This is a genomic window from Streptomyces sp. NPDC127129 (genome assembly GCF_042671585.1).
Classification (GTDB): Bacteria; Actinomycetota; Actinomycetes; order Streptomycetales; family Streptomycetaceae; genus Streptomyces.
In genome coordinates this window covers 157,930-175,510 of record NZ_JBHXTV010000007.1, presented here as the reverse complement: position 1 = coordinate 175,510, position 17,581 = coordinate 157,930, and the positions used below count along the sequence as shown (strand labels likewise).

Sequence of the window (17,581 nt, the reverse complement as noted above, 5' to 3'; positions counted from 1 at the left end):
GCTATCGGGCGTGTCGAACTCCGCCACGCGGGGGTGCGGCGCGCCGCGTTTTCCCCCCGGTGTGGCGGCGCCGGCGGCCGGGTCCGTCACTCCGGGTGCTGGGAGGGCAGGGGTTTGCGGGCGGCCGTGAGGAGGCCGCGGACCGAGAGCAGAGCGCCCAGGCCCAGGAAGCCGGCCGCCACCGACATGCCGACCGGGCCGCTCAGCGGCAGCGAGATGCCGATTGCGCCGCCCACCACCCACGCCATCTGGAGCAGCGTCTCCGAACGGGCGAACGCGGACGTGCGCACCACCTCCGGCACGTCCCGCTGGATCAGGGCGTCGAGCGACAGCTTCGACAGCGCCTGCGTCAGGCCCGCCACCGCGCCCAGCACGGCCACCATCGCCCCGCCGAAGAAGGCCGCAGCGAGGATCGCCACCCCGCACACCGTCGTGATCATCGTGGCGATGATCACCTCCGGTGCGTGGCCCCGATCCTTCAGGAGCGAGCCGACGCCCGTCCCGCACGCGTTCCCCACGCCCGCCGCCACCGCCACCATCGCGAGCGAGACCGCCGCGCTCTGCCCCGACAGCGGATGCTCGCGCAGCAGGAAGGCCAGGAAGAAGATCAGGAACCCGGACAGCATCCGCTGTGCCGCGTTCGCCTGCAGCCCGTGCAGCACCGAGGGACCCACCGTCCGCAGGCTCGGTTTCTTCTCGCCGTGCGTGAGCAGGTGCGCCCGCCGTTCGCCCTTCGCCGAGTCGACCTTGTGCGGCATCCGGAACGCCCAGTACGCGCCCAGCAGGAACAGCGCGCACGCCCCGTACAGCGGGTACTGCGGTCCGATCTGCTGGAGCCCGGCACCGATCGGCGCCGCGATCCCGGTCGCCAGGAGACCCGCGAGGGTGACCCGGGAGTTCGCCTTGACCAGCGAGAAGCCGTGCGGGAGCAGCCGTGGCACGACGGCGCTGCGCACCACGCCGTACGCCTTCGACGCCACGAGCACGCCGAGCGCCGCCGGGTAGAGCTGGATGCCTCCGGTCGCCACCGCGCCCGACATGGTGATCGCGAGGACCGCGCGGGTCAGCATCGCCCCGGCCATCGCCGCGCGCCGCCCGTGCGGGAGGCGGTCGAGGAGCGGGCCGATCACGGGGGCCAGCAGGGTGAACGGGAGCATGGTGATCGCCAGGTAGAGCGCGACCCGGCCGCGCGCCTCGTCCGTGGGCACGGAGAAGAAGACCGTGGACGCGAGCGCGACCGTGATCATGACGTCTCCGGCGCCGTTCACGGCGTGGAGCTCGATCAGCTTGCCGAGGCCCGACTCGCCCGCGCCATGGGCGTGCGTCGCCCTGCGGATGCCCTTGGCCGTGCCCGTGACCGGCCAGTGCAGGGCGCGCCCGACCTTCCGGCCCGCTCGGCTGAGCGGCCCGGCATGATCGTCGGATCGTGCGGACGACCGTGCGGCTGCCACTCCGTCATAGTGCCCCACGGCTTCGACTTGTGAACCGTGCCACGGCGGGAGGCGGTCCACGATCCGGGCCACTTGGGGCGGGCAGGTGGGCGGCGGGCGGCGGAGGGGGTAGCGTGCGTAGCGCGCCACCGGCGGAAGATCTCGGCCGCGCGCCTCTTCGGCATCCCGCAGAATGGATGACGATAGGTGTGCCCGAGAGACGCGAGACATGTCGGGCGCGGACGTCGATGCGGCCCTCTGGTCCGCTCCGCCCGCCGCCCGGGGCTTTTCGCTCCCGCTCCTCGGCCGGCGCACCCGTGAGACGGCGTAGGAGAGAAGCGAGACCTGTGAGTGCTGCGACGACGCGAAGCCGTACCCCGCGTACCCCCGACCGTCTGTGCGCCGAGGCGGTAGACCTGGCCCGGACGGCCGCCGAAGAGGCTGCCGCACCCGGCATCGTCGGAGCCCACGTGGAGGCCGTCGCCGAGGGTGACCGGATCGTCACGCACTTCTTCGAGTGCAAGGAGCCGGGCTACCGCGGCTGGCGCTGGGCCGTGACGGTCACCCGCGCCTCCCGGGCGAAGAACGTCACCCTGGACGAGACCGTCCTGCTGCCCGGCTCGGACGCCCTGCTCGCCCCCGAGTGGGTGCCGTGGAGCGAGCGGCTGCGGCCGGGCGACATGGGCCCGGGGGACCTGCTGCCGACGGAGCAGGACGACCTCAGGCTGGAGCCGGGGTACACGGGCGAGGACACGCCGCCGCCGAACTCCGCGGTCTCGGAGGAGATGGCGGACCACCTCGACGCGGAGGACGCCGAGATCGTCTCCCGTACGCCGTCCCGGGGCGCGATCGCCTCCGTGGCGGAGGAACTCGGCATGCGCCGGGCACGGGTGCTGTCGCGGTACGGGCTGCACGTGGCGGCGGACCGCTGGGACGAGTCGTTCGGGGCGAAGACCCCGATGGCGCAGGCGGCGCCGGCGTCGTGCGAGTCCTGCGCGTTCCTGGTGCCGCTGGCGGGCTCGCTGAAGCAGGCCTTCGGCGTCTGCGCGAACGAGTTCTCGCCGGCCGACGGGCGGGTCGTCTCGCTGGCGTACGGCTGCGGTGGGCACTCGGAGGCGGCGGTCATGCCGAAGCCGCCGCGTCCGGCGCCGCCGGTACTCGACTCGATGGGCGCGGACGCGTTCCCGCTCCGTCCGGCGAAGGACTCGGGCTCGACGACGGAGCCGGACGGCACCTCGGAAGACCTGGGCCACTCGTAGCCCCTCGGGGGCGGCGTCCTTGCCGGGCCCGGGCTCCCGATGGCTTGCGGTGCCCGGCGGGTGCGGCGCCGTCGTGGGCTGTGCCCACCCTCCCCCGGACTCCGTCCGGGGGACCCCCACGCCCCCGTGGAACGCCTGCCCACAACCCGGGTGGACCCCACGGCGCGGTACCTTCGGGCCCCGGCATCATCCCGCCCCGCAGAGTGGAGTCAGACGTGAGCGTCAGCGTCAGGACGTCGACCGACGGAGCCGACCCCTTCGGCACCGCCCGGCTGCGGAGAGGCGTGCTCGATGCCTGGGGCGCCGGGCCCGCCCGGTTCCGGGAGGACGCCAACGCCGAGGAGGACCTCGCCCTCGGCGGCTACCGCGACCGCCTCGTCGTCGAACTCGCCCAGAACGCCGCCGACGCCGCCCACCGTGCCGGCGTCACCGGACGGCTCCGGCTCACCCTGCACCCCGCCGGGCCCGACGCCCCCGCCCTCCTCGCCGCGGCCAACACCGGCGCCCCGCTCGACGCGACCGGCGTCGAGTCGCTCTCCACCCTCCGCGCCTCCGCCAAGCGGGAGCACGACCGCGGAGCCGTCGGCCGCTTCGGCGTCGGCTTCGCCGCCGTTCTCGCCGTCTCCGACGAGCCCGCCGTCCTCGGCCGCCACGGCGGTGTCCGCTGGTCGCTCGCCGAGGCCCGCGAGCTGGCCGCCGAGGCCGCCCGGCACAGCCCCGGCCTCGGGGACGAGCTGCGCCGCCGCGACGGCCACGTACCGCTCCTGCGCCTTCCGCTGCCCGCCGAGGGAACGGCCCCCGACGGCTACGACACCGTCGTCGTCCTCCCGCTGCGGGACTCCGCCGCCGTCGACCTCGCCGAGCGGCTCCTCGCCTCCGTCGACGACGCCCTGCTGCTCACGCTCCCCGGCCTCGCCGAGGTCGTCGTCGAGACCGCGGAGGGCGTACGGGTCCTCACCCGCGCCGAGCACGAGTCGTACGTCCACATCGAGGACTCCGCCACCCGCGAGACCCACCGCTGGCGGACCGTCAGCCACGGCGGCCCCCTCGACACCGCCCTCCTCAAGGACCGGCCGGTCGAGGAGCGGCTGCGCCCGTTCTGGTCGGTGACCTGGGCCGTACCCGTGGACGCCCAGGGCGCCCCGCTGCACCCCCGTACGGCCTCCGTCGTCCACGCCCCCACCCCCACCGACGAACCGCTCGGCCTGCCCGCCCTGCTGATCGCCTCCCTCCCGCTGGACACCGCCCGGCGCCACCCGGCCCCCGGGCCGCTCACCGACTTCCTGGTCGAGCGCGCGGCCGACGCGTACGCCGAACTCCTCGCCGACTGGGAGCCGGTGACGTCCGCGACGATCGACCTGGTGCCCGGACCGCTGGGAAAGGGCGCCCTGGACGGGGCGGTCCGCGCGGCGATCCTCCAGCGGCTGCCGCGCGTCGCGTTCCTGGCGCCCGAGGCGCCGTCGGAGGAGGTGCCCGCGCTCCGCCCGGTGGAGGCCGAGGTCGTGGAGGGCGCGGGCCGCGACACCGTCGCCGTCCTGGCGGAGGTCTTCCCGACGCTGCTGCCCGCCGGGCTCGAACGACGGGCGGAGCTGCGCACGCTCGGCGTCGGGCGCGTCCCGCTGACCGAGGCGATCGACCGGCTCGCCGGCGTGGACCGCCCGCCGTCGTGGTGGTGGCGGCTGTACGACTCCCTCGCGGGTGTGGACCCGGACCGGCTGACCGGCCTCCCGGTGCCGCTGGCCGTCCCGGCCGACGCGCCCGAGGACGCCAGGATCCGTACCACCATCGGCCCCCGGCACGTGCTTCTTCCCCAGGACGGCACCCCCGCCGACCTGACCCGCCTCGGCCTGAAGGTCGCCCATCCGGACGCCGCCCACCCGATCCTGGAGAAGCTGGGAGCCCTCCCGGCCACGCCCCGCGCGGTCCTGACGACACCCCAGGTCAGGGCGGCGGTCGCCGCCTCGCTCGACGCGGGCGAGATCTGGGACGAGGACGCGGACACCCTGGACGCCGACGAGCTGGCCGAGACGGTCCTCTCGCTGGTCCGGGACGCGGAGCTGGAGCCGGGCGAGGAGCCGTGGCTCGGCGCCCTCGCCCTCCCGGACGAGGACGGGGAGCTCGCCCCCGCAGGTGAACTGGTCCTGCCCGGCAGCGCCTTCGCCGCCGTGATGCGCGAGGACGAACTCGCCCTCTGCGACGCCGAACTGGCCGACCGCTGGGGCGAACAGCCGCTCGCCGCCTGCGGGGTGCTCGCCGGCTTCGCCCTCGTCCGGGCCACCGACCTCGTCCTCGACCCCGACGAACTGGAACCCCGCGAGGGGGACTTCGCCGAGACCGACGACGCCGGACTGCTCGACGCGGTCGACGTCTGGTGCGAGGACGTCCTCGACCGGCTGCCGGAGGCCCCGGTGCCGCCGGTCGCGACCGAGATCGTCGCCGTACGGGACCTGGACCTGGTCGACGACGACGCCTGGCCGCAGGCGCTCGCCCTGCTCGCGCAGCCGCCGCTGCGGGACGCGCTCACCCAGCCCGTACGGGTCCTGATGCCGGACGGCACGACCGAGACCGTACGGTCGTACACGGCCTGGTGGCTGCGCGACCACCCCGTCCTCGACGGCCGCCGCCCGGCGGGCCTGCGGGCCGCGGGCACGGACCCCCTCCTCATCGGCCTGTACGACTCCGCCGACGCGACCGGCTTCGAGGACGAGCAGGTCCTCCGGGCGCTGGGCGTGCGGACCTCCGTCTCCGCGCTCCTCGACGAGCCGGGCGGCGCGGCCGAACTGCTCGGCCGGCTCGCCGACCCGGACCGTGCGGTCTCCGGCGCCCAACTCCACGCCCTGTACACGGCACTGGCCGACCTCGACCCCGAGCAGGTCACCCTCCCGGACGATCTGCGCGCGGTCGTGGACGGCGAACTCGTGGTCGTCGACGCCTCCGAGGCCCTGGTCGCGGACGCCCCCGACCTCCTCCCGCTCGCGGGCGGGCTTCCGCTGCTGCCGGTGGCCCCGGCGCGGGCGGCGGACCTGGCGGAGCTGTTCCAGGTCCGGCGGCTGAGCGAGACCGTCGAGGCCGAGGTGAGCACGGTGGGCGAGGAGCACGACGTCCCGCCCTCGGTCCACGCGCTCCTCGGGCCGGCGACTCCGGAGTCGTACGTCGAGCACGAGGAGCTCCGCGCCGCGGGCGTCGAGCTGGACTGGCGCCGGACCCCGGACGGCACGATCCACGCCGCGACCCTGGAGGGCGTCGCGGCCGGACTCGCCTGGGCGGCGGGCCAGTGGCCGCGCCGCTTCGAGGTCGCGGCGCTCCTGGAGGACCCGTCGCGTACCGCGGAACTGGCCCGCGACAGGTGGTTCGACTGACTGGCCCTGTGGGCGCCCGCCCGACGGGGGGACCTGGGCGGACGCGGGCGGTGCGTTCACGCGGAGCGGGGGCCCACCGGCCTACATTCCCGAGCCATGACGCAGCAGAAGGCCGGCCTGCTGGGCGGCGCCTCTCCCGAGGAGCACCCGCACGGGGCCACCGCCGACCGGGCCGTCTCTGACGCCGCCACCGCCGGTCCTGCCACCGCCGGTCCTGCCACCGCCGATCCCGCCACCGCCGATCCCGCCACCGCGGATCCCGCCGCCTCCGGCCCGGCCGTCCCCCGCCCTGCCCGGGCGGCCGGGCTCAGGGAGGCGTGGGCCGCCTCCTGGTCCACCCGGAAGTCGCTCGCGGCGATCTGGACGGTCTGGGTCCTGACCCGGATCGGCATGGTGTACCTGCTGGTCCAGGACGACATCGGCGTCAGCAACGTCTCGGCCGAGGTGGAGTACCTCTACCCGCTGTGGTCGGAGCGGCTGACCGACGGCTCCTACCCGGTCGGTGACGTCACCTGGCAGTACCCGCCGGGTGCCGGGCTGCTGTTCCTCTTCCCGTCGCTGCTGCCCTTCCTCGACTACTTCGCGGCGTTCCTCGTCCTCACGCTCGCCGCCGACGCCGTGGTCACGCTGGCGCTGGCCCGCCCCGGCCGCCGGCTCGCCGGCGCCTGGCTGTGGACCGCCGGGCTCGCCCTGCTCCTGAACCTGCCGCACGGCCGGTTCGACATCCAGGTGACGGCCCTCGCCGTCCTCGCGCTGCTCGCCGGCCGCCGCCACCCGCGTGCGGGCGGGGCGTTCGCCGCGCTCGGCGCGCTGGTCAAGGTGTGGCCGCTGCTCACCCTGGTGGGCACCGAGCGCGGCCGGACCAGCCGGAACGCGTGGCGGTCCGCGGCCGTGACCGCCGGGGCGCTGCTGGCCTTCCTGGCACTCGCCTTCCGGCACAGCTTCGACTTCCTGCTGCAACAGGGCGCCCGTGGCGTGCAGATCGAGTCGATGGGCGGCACGGCGCTGTCCCTGATGCGGGCCTCGGGGATGCCGATCGGGATCGAGGTCCGCTACGGCGCCATCGAGTTCGTCGGCGCGCACGTGGCGACCGTGACCCAGCTCTCGCTGATGGCGACGGCCGCCGCCTTCGGCTGGCTGATGCTCTGGCGGGGCCGGGCCTCGCGGTGGACCGAGGCGACACCGTTCGACGCGGCGCTCGCCGCGATCCTGCTGTTCACGGTCACCAGCCGGGTGATCAGCCCGCAGTACATGGTCTGGCTCCTGGGCCTTGCGGCGGTCTGCCTCACCTCCCGGCACACCACGCAGCGCCCGGTGGCCTGGCTGCTGCTCGCCGCGAGCGCGGTGACGGCGCTGGTCTTCCCCACGTACTACCAGGAGGTCATGCTGGGCACGACCCTGGGCAACACCCTGATGGTCGTCCGCAACAGCCTGCTGCTCGCGGCGACCCTGGTCTCCTGCCACCACCTGTGGAGGGCGACGGCCAAGGACCCGGCCTAGGAAGGCCCGCCGGACGGGGCGAGGGCGGGGCCGAACAGCCGGATGCCCCGGCCGCGGGATCTCCCGCGGCCGGGGCATCCGGGCAGAAGCGCGTCAGCGCACGTCGATCGCGTCCGGCGTCAGGGTCGGCCTGGTCGTCGTGAGGATCAGGCTCGGGCCCGCGTTCCAGCGGTACTCGCCGTCGTAGGTCGCCCTGATGGTGACCGCCGCCTTGCCGGTGGAATCCGTCACGGCGGAGCCGACCAGCGCGTAGCCGGTGGTGCCGGCCTTGCGGAACTCCAGTTCCACCCGCTGACCGGGGAAGCCGAGCTGACCGCCGGTCAGCCAGTCGGAGGCCGTGAACCGGCCGGTGACGGTGAGCGTGGCGCCCTTGGTGACCGGCTCCGGCGTGGCGTCGGTGGTCAGCCGTGTCGTGCGTACGACCCGCACCGTGCGGGCGGTGTGCCTCTCGGCATAGCTCGTGCCGTCCTGGGACTCGGCCCACACGGCCACCTTCCACTCACCGGCGAGCGCGTTGTCGGCGAGCTCACGCGGGGCGGCGGCCACGTCTCCCGTGCAGGAGGCGGTCGTCCCGTCTGCCGGGCTGCACACCGTCCACAGGCGCATGACGGCGTCGGGCCGCTCGTACGACCCCTTGTACAGCGTCATTCCGCCCCGGGCGATTCCGGCGGGCGAGGAGGCGGTGAACGCGGCCTTGGCGAAGACCGGGTACTGCCCGTACGCCCCGTCGACGACGATCGGGTTGTTGCCGTTGACCGTCACACCGCTGATCTTGACGTCACCCGACGACTCGTCGGGCAGCCTGACCGAGCCGGGGCCGCCGAAGGCGCGGATCAGGGTCGTCCGGACCGTGGCACCGGAGTCGTCGGTGCCGGTGGCGCGCAGGGAGAGGAAGCGGTCGTCCGCGCCGACGGTGATGTCGCCCTCGGCGGAGGCCGGACGCCAGGTCGCACCGTCGTCGACGGAGTACTCGAGCCCCGTCAGGGACGCCGTCGCCGTCTCCCACCGGGAGGTGACCGTGGTGGCGACCCGGACCGTACCGGCCGGGGCCGTGTTGCGGCTGTCGAGCCCGGGCACGTCGAAGGCCACGTCGAGCAGGGGCAGGAAGTTGTCCTGCCGGGGCACGGACGAGTAGCCGCTGGAGGTGAACGTCCACTCACGGACGAGCCTGGTCGACAGCCGGGCGTGCGGGCCGCGCCGGATGGTGGTGTGGGTGAACTCGTACGGGGCGGCGGCCTGCGGAACGTTGGCTCCGTACACCTTGAAGCCCTCTTCGTAGGCGCTGTCGACCAGAGTCACTCCCCGGGACGTCAGCCGGTACTTCTGCAGCGCGCCGTAGTCGGCACCCCGGTTGCCGTCTGCGTCGCTGTAGGAGGAGGGCTCGTACAGGCCGATCTGTGTACTGCGCCGGTCGGAACCGCCCCCGGCTCCGGGCTGGAGCGGGCCCCGGCCGATCGTCTCGCCGGCGGAGGTGCCGGCCGGCAGCGTGCGGTCGTCGAGAGTGACGAGGTTGTCGCCGTCGGAGAACGAGCGGCCGAACGTCACGTTCGGAGTCACGTACTCCGTGAGGGTGCCGGGCGCGGTCACATTGGAGGCGGCCTGTGGTGCGACGAACGGCTCGGTGTCGGCCGGCTTGCGCCAGGTGTCCAGCCGTCCCGTCTGACGGCCGGCCTGTGCGTGGAAGGTCGTCACGGTCTTCGCGAGACCGGCGGTCTTCACCGTCACGACCGGGTTCGCCGGCACCGTGCTCTTGAACTGGTGGACCAGGTCATAGCGGTACGGACTGGGCTTGAGCTGACTCGAGCCGTACTTCGCCAGCACGTCGTGGAGGTGGACGGTGACGCCGCTCATGGTGAACGGGGTGACGAAGATCTTGTCGGCGCCGCCGCCGACCTGGCCGACCGCGTCCCCGTTGGGCGTCGTCAGCCACACGGCGGCGCCCGCCCGGCGCGCGCCCGTGTCGTCGGCGACGATGCCCATCGGCTTGGCGGCCGTCTCGTCGAAGACCACGTTGGCCGTGGTGCTGCCCACGGTGAACGTCTTCGTGAGGAGATACGCGGGCCGCGTCTCCGCGTAGTAGTCGTACTGGATGGTGGCGAAGTACGTGCCCGGCGGGACGGTCGCCGTCCCCCTGGCCGCGTACTGCTCGCTCTCGACGGCGTGGCGCGTCCACGTGGAGGTGTTCCACAGGTTGATGAGGGCGCCTCTGCCACGGTCTCCGCCGACGGAGAAGTTCACCCGCTGGTTCGCCGTCGCACCGTAGGGCGTCATCTCCGGACCGGACTCGTCCGTCCGCACGGTCGTGGCCCGCAGGGGCTGCTTCCTGCCGATCGGCTGGACCGTCAGCTCGCCGTCGGCCTGGGCGAAGGCGTACGTTCCGGTGGCGGGCCGGCCTTCGGCGGCCGCGACCCGGAAGCCCTTCGTGCCGGGGATGCGTTCCAGCCGCTCACCGGTGGACAGCTTCACCCCCGTGTCCTTGGCCGTGCCCTTCGTGGCACGTACGGGGCCGCCCCCGTTCGCCGCCTGGTCGGCTGCCGAGACCTGTCCCGGCAGGAGCGTCGTACCGGTGGCGGCGAGGACGCCCGCCAAGGCGCCCATGACCGTTCTCCGCAGGAGCCTGCGGCTCTTCGTCACGTGCATGTCTACGCGGATCCCCCCACGTCTCTGATGTCACAGCGATCGCTGTGGGCACAGAGTAAGCCTCATGATCAGGCCGGGAACCGCCGGTCCACCCAGCGCCAGGCCAGCTCCAGCAGCCCCGCGCCCGCCGCCGCGATCGCCACCGCCGTCCAGGGCATCGTCACGCCGACCAGCTTCAGGGCGAAGAACTCCTGGAGCCAGGGCACGACCAGGACCAGGAGGAAGGCGCCTCCCATGGCCGCGACCAGGGCGATGCGCCACCAGGTGTAGGGGCGGGCGACGATCGCCAGGACCCACATGGAGACCAGGAAGAGCGTCAGGGTCGCGGCGCTCGTCTCGGCGTCCAGGGAGCCCGGGCCGCTGTAGTACGAGCGGGCCACGAGGTACGTCGTGAAGGTGGCCGCCGCCGCGACGATCCCGCCCGGGATCGCGTACCGCATCACGCGTTTCACGAAGTTCGGCTTCGCGCGCTCCTTGTTGGGGGCGAGCGCGAGGAAGAACGCGGGGACACCGATGGTGAGGGTGGACAGCAGGGTCAGGTGCCGGGGCAGGAAGGGGTACTCGACCTGGGAGCAGACCACCAGGATCGCCAGGAGGACGGAGTAGACCGTCTTCGTCAGGAAGAGCGTCGCGACCCGGGTGATGTTGCCGATGACCCGGCGGCCCTCGGCCACCACCGACGGCAGGGTCGCGAAGGAGTTGTTCAGGAGGACGATCTGGGCGACCGCGCGGGTCGCCTCCGAGCCGGAGCCCATGGAGACGCCGATGTCGGCGTCCTTGAGCGCGAGGACGTCGTTCACGCCGTCGCCCGTCATGGCGACGGTGTGGCCGTGGGACTGGAGCGCGCCGACCATGTCCCGCTTCTGCTGCGGGGAGACCCGGCCGAAGACCGCGTTGCGGTCGAGTTCGTCGGCCATCGCGGACGGCTCGGCCGGCAGCAGACGGGCGTCGACGGTGTTCTCGGCGCCGGGCAGGCCGAGCTTGCCCGCCACCGCGCCGACCGACACCGCGTTGTCGCCGGAGATCACCTTGGCGGCGACGTTCTGGTCGGCGAAGTAGGCGAGCGTGTCGGCGGCGTCGGGGCGCAGCCGCTGTTCGAGGACGACGAGTGCGGTGGGGCGCGCGTCGTGGGCGACGTCGGGGGAGTCGAGCTCACGCGTGGTGCGGGCGAGGAGCAGGACGCGCAGCCCCTGCTCGTTGAGGTGGTCGATCTCGGCGAGGGTGGGGTCGTCGGCCTTCAGGAGCACGTCGGGCGCGCCGAGCAGCCAGGAGGAGGCGTCCCCGTCGCCCTCGCTGAAGGCCGCGCCGCTGTACTTGCGGGCGGAGGAGAAGGGCAGCGACTCGGTGCAGCGCCACTCCTCGGAGTCGGGGTAGGCGTCGATGATGGCCTGGAGCGAGGCGTTGGGGCGCGGGTCGGACTCCCCGAGGGCGCCGAGGACCTTCCGTACGTACGTCTCGTCGGTGCCGTTCAGGGGCCGCAGCGCGGTGACGTCCATACCGCCCTCGGTCAGCGTGCCCGTCTTGTCGAGGCAGACGACGTCGACGCGGGCGAGCCCCTCGATGGCCGGCAGCTCCTGCACGAGGCACTGTTTGCGGCCGAGGCGGATCACCCCGATCGCGAAGGCGACGGAGGTGAGGAGGACGAGGCCCTCGGGGATCATCGGGACGATGCCGCCGACGGTCCGGGCGATGGAGTCCTTGAAGTTGGTGTCCTTGACGACGAGCTGGCTGATGATGAGGCCGATCGCGGTCGGGACCATCATCCACGTCACGTACTTGAGGATCGTGGAGATGCCGGAGCGCAGCTCGGAGTGGACGAGCGTGAAGCGGGAGGCCTCTTCGGCGAGCTGGGCGGCGTACGCCTCGCGTCCGACCTTGGTGGCGGTGAACGCGCCGCCGCCGGCGACCACGAAGGAGCCCGACATCATCCGGTCGCCGGGCTTCTTCACGACCGGGTCGGCCTCGCCGGTGAGCAGGGACTCGTCGACCTCCAGGCTCTCGGCCTCCGCCACCTCGCCGTCGACGACGACCTTGTCGCCGGGGCCGAGTTCGATCAGGTCCCCGAGGACGATCTCGGAGGTGGAGACCTCGGCGGCGGCCCCGTCGCGGCGGACGGTGGGTTTCGCCTCGCCGATGACGGCGAGCCCGTCGAGGGTCTTCTTGGCGCGGAGCTCCTGGATGATGCCGATGCCGGTGTTGGCGATGATCACGAAGCCGAAGAGGCTGTCCTGGATCGGCGCGACGAAGAGCATGATCACCCAGAGCACGCCGATGATCGCGTTGAAGCGGGTGAAGACGTTGCCGCGGACGATGTCGACGGTGGAGCGCGAGCTGCGGACGGGGACGTCGTTGACCTCGCCGCGGGCGACGCGTTCGGCGACCTCGGCGGAGGTCAGGCCGGCGACGCTGTGGACGACGGGGGGCTCGTCCGCTGCGCTTCCGCCGCCGTCCGAGTCGATCTTCGCCCGCTGAGTCATGTTTCCGACGGTACGGCCGGAACGGATCGTTCACCCGCCGAGAAGCGTGAACATCCGACCGCGGGAGGAGCGAAATCGTCCCGGGGTACTACGGGCCGTCCGGCGGCCCGGCGCGGTGTCCGGCGGTCCTACGGGGTGGGGGCGGCGCCCTCGGCGGCCTTCCGCGCCGCGTCCCTCTTGATGGCCGCGTCCCGCTTGCGTACGTACCAGATGCCGATCAGCCCGAGGCCGGCCCCGGCCAGGCACGTCCACACCCACCAGGTCATGTCCCGGTCGTCGAACCAGCCGTAGAAGGGGACCTGGACGAGGAAGAGGACGAACCAGAGGATCGTGCCGCCGGTGATGGTGGCGACGACGGGCCCCTCCAGGGGCTCGGGTGCCTCGTGCTTGGGGGTCCACTTCGCCATGCGGTCAGTCTAGGCGGCGGCGAAAGGGGTCTACGCGCGGAGATGGACGCTCCTTCGTTCATGTGTTCATACTGAAACGGTTTGCCTGAGGCGGGTTTCCTTCGTATGAACCGCCGAATAAGCCACCCGCGAGGAACCCCCATGACCACCACGGCCACCGCCAAGGCCATGCCCCCTGCCCCGGAGAACGGCACTCCCGTCTCCGGCGTCGACCGCTTCTTCAAGATCTCCGAGCGCGGCTCCACGGTCGCCCGCGAGGTCCGCGGCGGTTTCGCCACCTTCTTCGCGATGGCCTACATCATCGTGCTGAACCCGATCATCCTCGGCAGCGCCAAGGACATGTACGGGCACCAGCTCGACGGCGGCCAGCTCGTCACCGCGACGGTGCTCACCGCGGCCTTCTCGACGCTCCTCATGGGCGTCATCGGCAACGTGCCGATCGCCCTCGCGGCCGGCCTCGGCGTCAACACGGTCGTCGCCCTCCAGCTCGCGCCGCGGATGTCCTGGCCGGACGCGATGGGCATGGTCGTCCTCGCGGGCCTCGTCGTGATGCTGCTCGTCGCCACCGGTCTGCGCGAGCGCGTGATGAACGCGGTCCCGGTCGGTCTGCGCAAGGGCATCGCGATCGGCATCGGCCTCTTCATCATGCTCATCGGCCTCGTCGACTCGGGCTTCGTCTCCCGTATCCCCGACGCCGCGCACACCACCGTCCCGCTGCAGCTCGGCGGTGACGGTCACCTCACCGGCTGGCCGGTCCTGGTCTTCGTCCTCGGCACGCTGCTCACCCTCGCGCTGATCATCCGCAAGGTGCCGGGCGCCATCCTCATCTCCATCGTCGTCATGACGATCGTGGCGATGGTGATCAACGTGGTCGCCACCGTCCCGTCCTGGGGCCTGACCACCCCGACCTGGCCCGGCAACCCGGTGGCCTCGCCCGACTTCGGGCTGGTCGGCGAGGTGAGCCTCTTCGGCGGGTTCGAGAAGGTCGGGATGCTGACCGGCGTCCTCTTCGTCTTCACCGTGCTGCTGTCCTGCTTCTTCGACGCGATGGGCACCATCCTCGGCGTCGGCGACGAGGCCAAGCTGATGGACAAGGACGGCAACTTCCCCGGCATCAACAAGGTCCTGCTGGTGGACGGCCTGGCCGTCGCCTCCGGCGGTGCCACCTCGTCCTCCGCCACCACCTGCTTCGTGGAGTCCACGGCGGGCGTCGGCGAGGGAGCCCGTACCGGACTCGCCTCGGTGGTCACCGGCGCGCTGTTCTCGGTGGCGCTGTTCCTCACGCCGCTCGCCACGATGGTCCCGTCCCAGGCGGCGACGCCCGCGCTGCTCGCGGTCGGCTTCCTGATCCTGGCCGGTTCGGTCAAGGAGATCGACTGGAGCGACTTCACCATCGCGGTTCCGGCGTTCCTGGCGATGGTGATGATGCCGTTCACGTACTCGATCACCAACGGCATCGGCATCGGCTTCATCGCCTTCAGCGTGCTGCGGCTCGCCGCAGGCCGGGGCCGCGAGGTCCCGGTGGCCATGTACGTCGTGTCGGCGGTCTTCGTCTTCTACTACGCGATGCCGGCCCTCGGCCTCACGTGAGCGGACTGACCTGATCGGGCTTCGTCAGCCCGTAGAACTTCTCTGTCTCGTCGACGGCCGAATTGAACCGTTCGTCGAAGTCATCGCGGATGAGCGTCCGGACCACGTAGTCCTGGACGCTCATTCCGCGTTTGGCGGCGTGTCCCTTGAGACGGTCGAACAGCTCACCGTCGATGCGCAGGCTGAGCACGGTCGATCCCATGCCAGTCAGGGTCGCGGCACGGATGGGCCCGGTGTGTCACTTTTCGGATCCTTCTCACTCGTTCGGGTGACTGATTCGAGCACGGGCATTCCGAGTGGTATTTAGCTCCGCTAATGAGTTATGCTAACGAACATGCCTGACCTGTCCCACGGCACCGCCGACGACGTCGCCGCCGTGAACGCGCTCCGCTCCGCCGTCATGCGCCTCGGCCGACGACTCAAGCACCAGCGCGTCGACGAGTCGCTGAGCCCGACCGAGATGTCGGTCCTCGGCACTCTGGCGCTCTGCGGCTCGGCCACCCCCGGTGAGCTGGCCCGCAAGGAGCACGTCCAGCCGCCGTCGATGACCCGCATCGTGGCGCTGCTCGAAGCCAAGGGACTGGTCCGGCTGGAGCCTCACCCCGACGACCGCAGGCAGAAGGTCGTCAGCCAGACCGAGCAGGCCGAGACCATGCTCGAAGAGTCCCGCCGCAAGCGGAACGCCTGGCTGGCCGCCCTCGCCGAGGGCCTGGACGAGGACGAATGGGCCAAGCTGCGCGCGGCCGCCCCCGTCCTGGAGAAGCTCGCACACCTCTGACCCTCGGGGGGACGGCCTCCGGCCCCCCAGCCCGACGCCGAGGAGGCGACGCACTTTGAGTACGGGACCCGGAGCAGACTCCGCACCCGTCCACAAACCCGACACCCACACCCGCGGGCGGGGGGAAACCTTCTCCTCACTCCGCATCCGCAACTACCGGCTGTTCTTCACCGGTGCCATCGTCTCCAACACCGGCACCTGGATGGCCCGCATCACCCAGGACTGGCTGGTCCTGAGCCTCACCGGCTCCGCCGCCGCCGTCGGCATCACGACAGCGCTCCAGTTCCTCCCGATGCTGCTCTTCGGTCTGTACGGCGGCGTCATCGCCGACCGCTACCCGAAGCGGCGCATCCTCATGATCAGTCAGGCCGCCCTCGGCCTCTGCGGACTCGCGCTCGCCGTCCTGACGCTCTCCGGCCACGTCCAGGTCTGGCACGTCTACCTGGTCGCCTTCCTGCTCGGCATGGTCACCGTCGTCGACAACCCGACCCGGCAGTCCTTCGTCTCCGAGATGGTCGGCCCGAAGCAGCTGCGCAACGCCGTCTCGCTGAACTCCGCGAACTTCCAGTCCGCCCGGCTCATCGGCCCCGCCGTCGCCGGCCTGCTGATCGCGACCATCGGCAGCGGCTGGTCGTTCCTGCTCAACGGCCTGTTCTTCCTCGCCCCGCTCACCGGACTGCTGCTGATGCGCCCGAGCGAGTTCCACCCCGTGGAGCGCGCGCCGCGCGGCAAGGGCCAGCTCCGCGAGGGGCTGCGGTACGTCGCCGGGCGCCCGGAGCTGATCTGGCCGATCGTCCTCGTGGGCTTCGTCGGCACCTTCGGCTTCAACTTCCCGATCTGGCTCACGGCCTTCTCCGAGGAGATCTTCCACGTCGGCGCGGGGACGTACGGCTTCCTGAACACGCTCATGGCGGCCGGCTCGCTCGCGGGCGCGCTCTTCGCCGCCCGGCGCGGCTCCACGCGGCTGCGGAAACTGGTGGGCGCGGCCGTCGTCTTCGGCGTCCTGGAGATCGCGGCGGCGCTCTCGCCGTCGTTCTGGCTCTTCGCGCTGCTGCTCGTCCCGATCGGCATGTTCGGCCTGACCGTCAACATCACCGCCAACTCGGCGGTCCAGCTCGCGACGGACCCGGCGATGCGGGGCCGGGTCATGAGCCTCTACATGATGGTCTTCGCCGGCGGTACGCCGATCGGCGCGCCGCTGCTGGGCTGGATCACGGACACGTACGGACCGCGCGTGGGCTTCGCGACGGGCGGCCTGGTCTCGCTCGTGGCGGCCGGCGCGATCGGCCTGGTCCTGGCCCGGGTCGGCGGCCTGAGGATGTCCGTGGGCTGGCACCACGGGCACCCGCGGGTGCGCTTCGTGGAACGCGAGGCGCTCGCGACAGCGGCGTAGCCGTGCCCGCTCCGGGGACCGGACCCGACAGGTGCCGGCCCCCGGAGCGCCCCACCGCTGCGAGACTCTTCGCATGAGGCTTTTCGCTGCCGTGCTGCCTCCCCGGGAGCAGCTGACGGAACTCGACGGCGTGGTCGACCGCCTGGCCCACCTGCCCGGCGCCGAGCGGCTGAGGTGGACCTCGCGGCCCGGCTGGCACTTCACGCTCGCGTTCATGGGCGAGGTCGACGACGAGCTGCTGCCCGACCTCCACGCGCGGCTCGCCCGGGCAGCCCACCGCACGCCGCCGTTCGGCCTGCGGCTGCACGGCGGCGGTCGTTTCGGCCGGGCGGTGCTGTGGACGGGGGCGGCCGGCGACCTCGACGAGATGCGCCTGCTCGCCGAGCGCGCCGACGCCGCCGCCCGCCGTGCGGGCGTCCCGATGGACGAGCACCGCCGTTACCAGGCCCATCTCACGGTCGCCCGCTCCCGCGCCGCCGACCTCGACCTGCGTCCGTTCGTCGACGCGCTCGCCCCCTTCGAGGGCACCCGCTGGGAGGTCCCGGAGCTGGCGCTCGTCCGCAGCAACCTGCCGGCCGGCGGGGTGCGCGGGGAGCAGCCCCGGTACGAGACGGTCGCCGCATGGCCGCTGGGCGGCGCGGGTTAACCTCATGGGGTGGACCCGAAGACCCGAAACCGGATCATGGCCGGTGTGCTCGTGCTGATGTTCGCGATCGTCGCGCTGTCGTCGGTGCTCGGCCAGTAGCTG

General features: G+C 72.5%; 12 protein-coding genes. 7 read left to right on the top strand and 5 right to left on the bottom strand.

The features are described 5' to 3' along the window. Positions 1-86: 86 nt before the first annotated feature. Positions 87-1,451, bottom strand: coding sequence for an MFS transporter (locus ACFVGW_RS15730; RefSeq protein ID WP_385852353.1), 1,365 nt, complete (start codon positions 1,449-1,451; stop codon positions 87-89). 326 nt (positions 1,452-1,777) lie between these two features. Here ACFVGW_RS15730 and ACFVGW_RS15725 point away from each other — a divergent pair, with 326 nt between their 5' ends. The 3 genes from ACFVGW_RS15725 (at position 1,778) to ACFVGW_RS15715 (ending at position 7,548) form a co-directional block, all read left to right on the top strand. Then, complete coding sequence (locus tag ACFVGW_RS15725) at positions 1,778-2,689, top strand: DUF3027 domain-containing protein (RefSeq protein ID WP_385852352.1); 912 nt, start codon at positions 1,778-1,780, stop codon at positions 2,687-2,689. A gap of 203 nt (positions 2,690-2,892) precedes the next feature. Further along, a complete protein-coding gene (locus ACFVGW_RS15720; RefSeq protein ID WP_385852351.1) occupies positions 2,893-6,048 on the top strand; it encodes a sacsin N-terminal ATP-binding-like domain-containing protein in 3,156 nt (1,051 codons plus the stop codon). A gap of 96 nt (positions 6,049-6,144) precedes the next feature. Next, the gene (locus ACFVGW_RS15715) at positions 6,145-7,548 is read left to right on the top strand and encodes a glycosyltransferase 87 family protein (RefSeq protein WP_385852350.1); all 1,404 of its coding nucleotides are present in this window, start codon (positions 6,145-6,147) and stop codon (positions 7,546-7,548) included. Between the two features lie 93 nt (positions 7,549-7,641). Here ACFVGW_RS15715 and ACFVGW_RS15710 read toward each other — a convergent pair whose 3' ends face one another. The 3 genes from ACFVGW_RS15710 to ACFVGW_RS15700 form a co-directional block, all read right to left on the bottom strand. After that, the gene (locus ACFVGW_RS15710) at positions 7,642-10,188 is read right to left on the bottom strand and encodes a hypothetical protein (protein WP_385852349.1); all 2,547 of its coding nucleotides are present in this window, start codon (positions 10,186-10,188) and stop codon (positions 7,642-7,644) included. Between the two features lie 68 nt (positions 10,189-10,256). Further along, the gene (locus ACFVGW_RS15705) at positions 10,257-12,665 is read right to left on the bottom strand and encodes an HAD-IC family P-type ATPase (RefSeq protein ID WP_385852348.1); all 2,409 of its coding nucleotides are present in this window, start codon (positions 12,663-12,665) and stop codon (positions 10,257-10,259) included. Between the two features lie 128 nt (positions 12,666-12,793). Further along, the gene (locus ACFVGW_RS15700; RefSeq protein WP_383228301.1) at positions 12,794-13,072 is read right to left on the bottom strand and encodes a DUF2530 domain-containing protein; all 279 of its coding nucleotides are present in this window, start codon (positions 13,070-13,072) and stop codon (positions 12,794-12,796) included. Between the two features lie 168 nt (positions 13,073-13,240). On the opposite strand from ACFVGW_RS15700, the gene ACFVGW_RS15695 reads away from it, so the two are divergent. Then, positions 13,241-14,662 carry an NCS2 family permease gene (locus ACFVGW_RS15695; RefSeq protein WP_383570430.1) on the top strand — a complete coding sequence of 474 codons (1,422 nt, stop codon included), beginning with the start codon at positions 13,241-13,243 and terminating at the stop codon, positions 14,660-14,662. On the opposite strand, the gene ACFVGW_RS15690 is transcribed toward ACFVGW_RS15695, so the two are convergent. Next, a complete protein-coding gene (locus ACFVGW_RS15690) occupies positions 14,655-14,864 on the bottom strand; it encodes a ribbon-helix-helix protein, CopG family (RefSeq protein ID WP_352190863.1) in 210 nt (69 codons plus the stop codon). The two genes, ACFVGW_RS15695 and ACFVGW_RS15690, sit on opposite strands and share 8 nt — an antisense overlap. A 132-nt stretch (positions 14,865-14,996) precedes the next feature. On the opposite strand from ACFVGW_RS15690, the gene ACFVGW_RS15685 reads away from it, so the two are divergent. The 3 genes from ACFVGW_RS15685 (at position 14,997) to thpR (ending at position 17,479) form a co-directional block, all read left to right on the top strand. Next, positions 14,997-15,440: a MarR family winged helix-turn-helix transcriptional regulator gene (locus tag ACFVGW_RS15685; protein WP_385852347.1), complete on the top strand. Its 444-nt coding sequence runs from the start codon at positions 14,997-14,999 to the stop codon at positions 15,438-15,440. A gap of 55 nt (positions 15,441-15,495) precedes the next feature. Next, positions 15,496-16,833 (top strand): MFS transporter, encoded by a 1,338-nt coding sequence (locus ACFVGW_RS15680; RefSeq protein WP_385852346.1) that lies wholly within the window; start codon positions 15,496-15,498, stop codon positions 16,831-16,833. A gap of 73 nt (positions 16,834-16,906) precedes the next feature. Beyond that, the gene (gene thpR / locus ACFVGW_RS15675; RefSeq protein WP_383310763.1) at positions 16,907-17,479 is read left to right on the top strand and encodes an RNA 2',3'-cyclic phosphodiesterase; all 573 of its coding nucleotides are present in this window, start codon (positions 16,907-16,909) and stop codon (positions 17,477-17,479) included. The last annotated feature ends 102 nt before the right edge of the window (positions 17,480-17,581 follow it).

Excerpts from the sequence above, each read along its gene's own strand:
- ACFVGW_RS15715 (WP_385852350.1), top strand. The coding sequence starts at position 6,145 with ATGACGCAGCAGAAGGCCGGCCTGCTGGGCGGCGCCTCTCCCGAGGAG.
- ACFVGW_RS15710 (WP_385852349.1), bottom strand. The coding sequence starts at position 10,188 with ATGCACGTGACGAAGAGCCGCAGGCTCCTGCGGAGAACGGTCATGGGC.
- ACFVGW_RS15705 (WP_385852348.1), bottom strand. The coding sequence starts at position 12,665 with ATGACTCAGCGGGCGAAGATCGACTCGGACGGCGGCGGAAGCGCAGCG.
- ACFVGW_RS15700 (WP_383228301.1), bottom strand. The coding sequence starts at position 13,072 with ATGGCGAAGTGGACCCCCAAGCACGAGGCACCCGAGCCCCTGGAGGGG.
- ACFVGW_RS15695 (WP_383570430.1), top strand. The coding sequence starts at position 13,241 with ATGCCCCCTGCCCCGGAGAACGGCACTCCCGTCTCCGGCGTCGACCGC.
- ACFVGW_RS15690 (WP_352190863.1), bottom strand. The coding sequence starts at position 14,864 with ATGGGATCGACCGTGCTCAGCCTGCGCATCGACGGTGAGCTGTTCGAC.
- ACFVGW_RS15685 (WP_385852347.1), top strand. The coding sequence starts at position 14,997 with ATGCCTGACCTGTCCCACGGCACCGCCGACGACGTCGCCGCCGTGAAC.
- thpR (WP_383310763.1), top strand. The coding sequence starts at position 16,907 with ATGAGGCTTTTCGCTGCCGTGCTGCCTCCCCGGGAGCAGCTGACGGAA.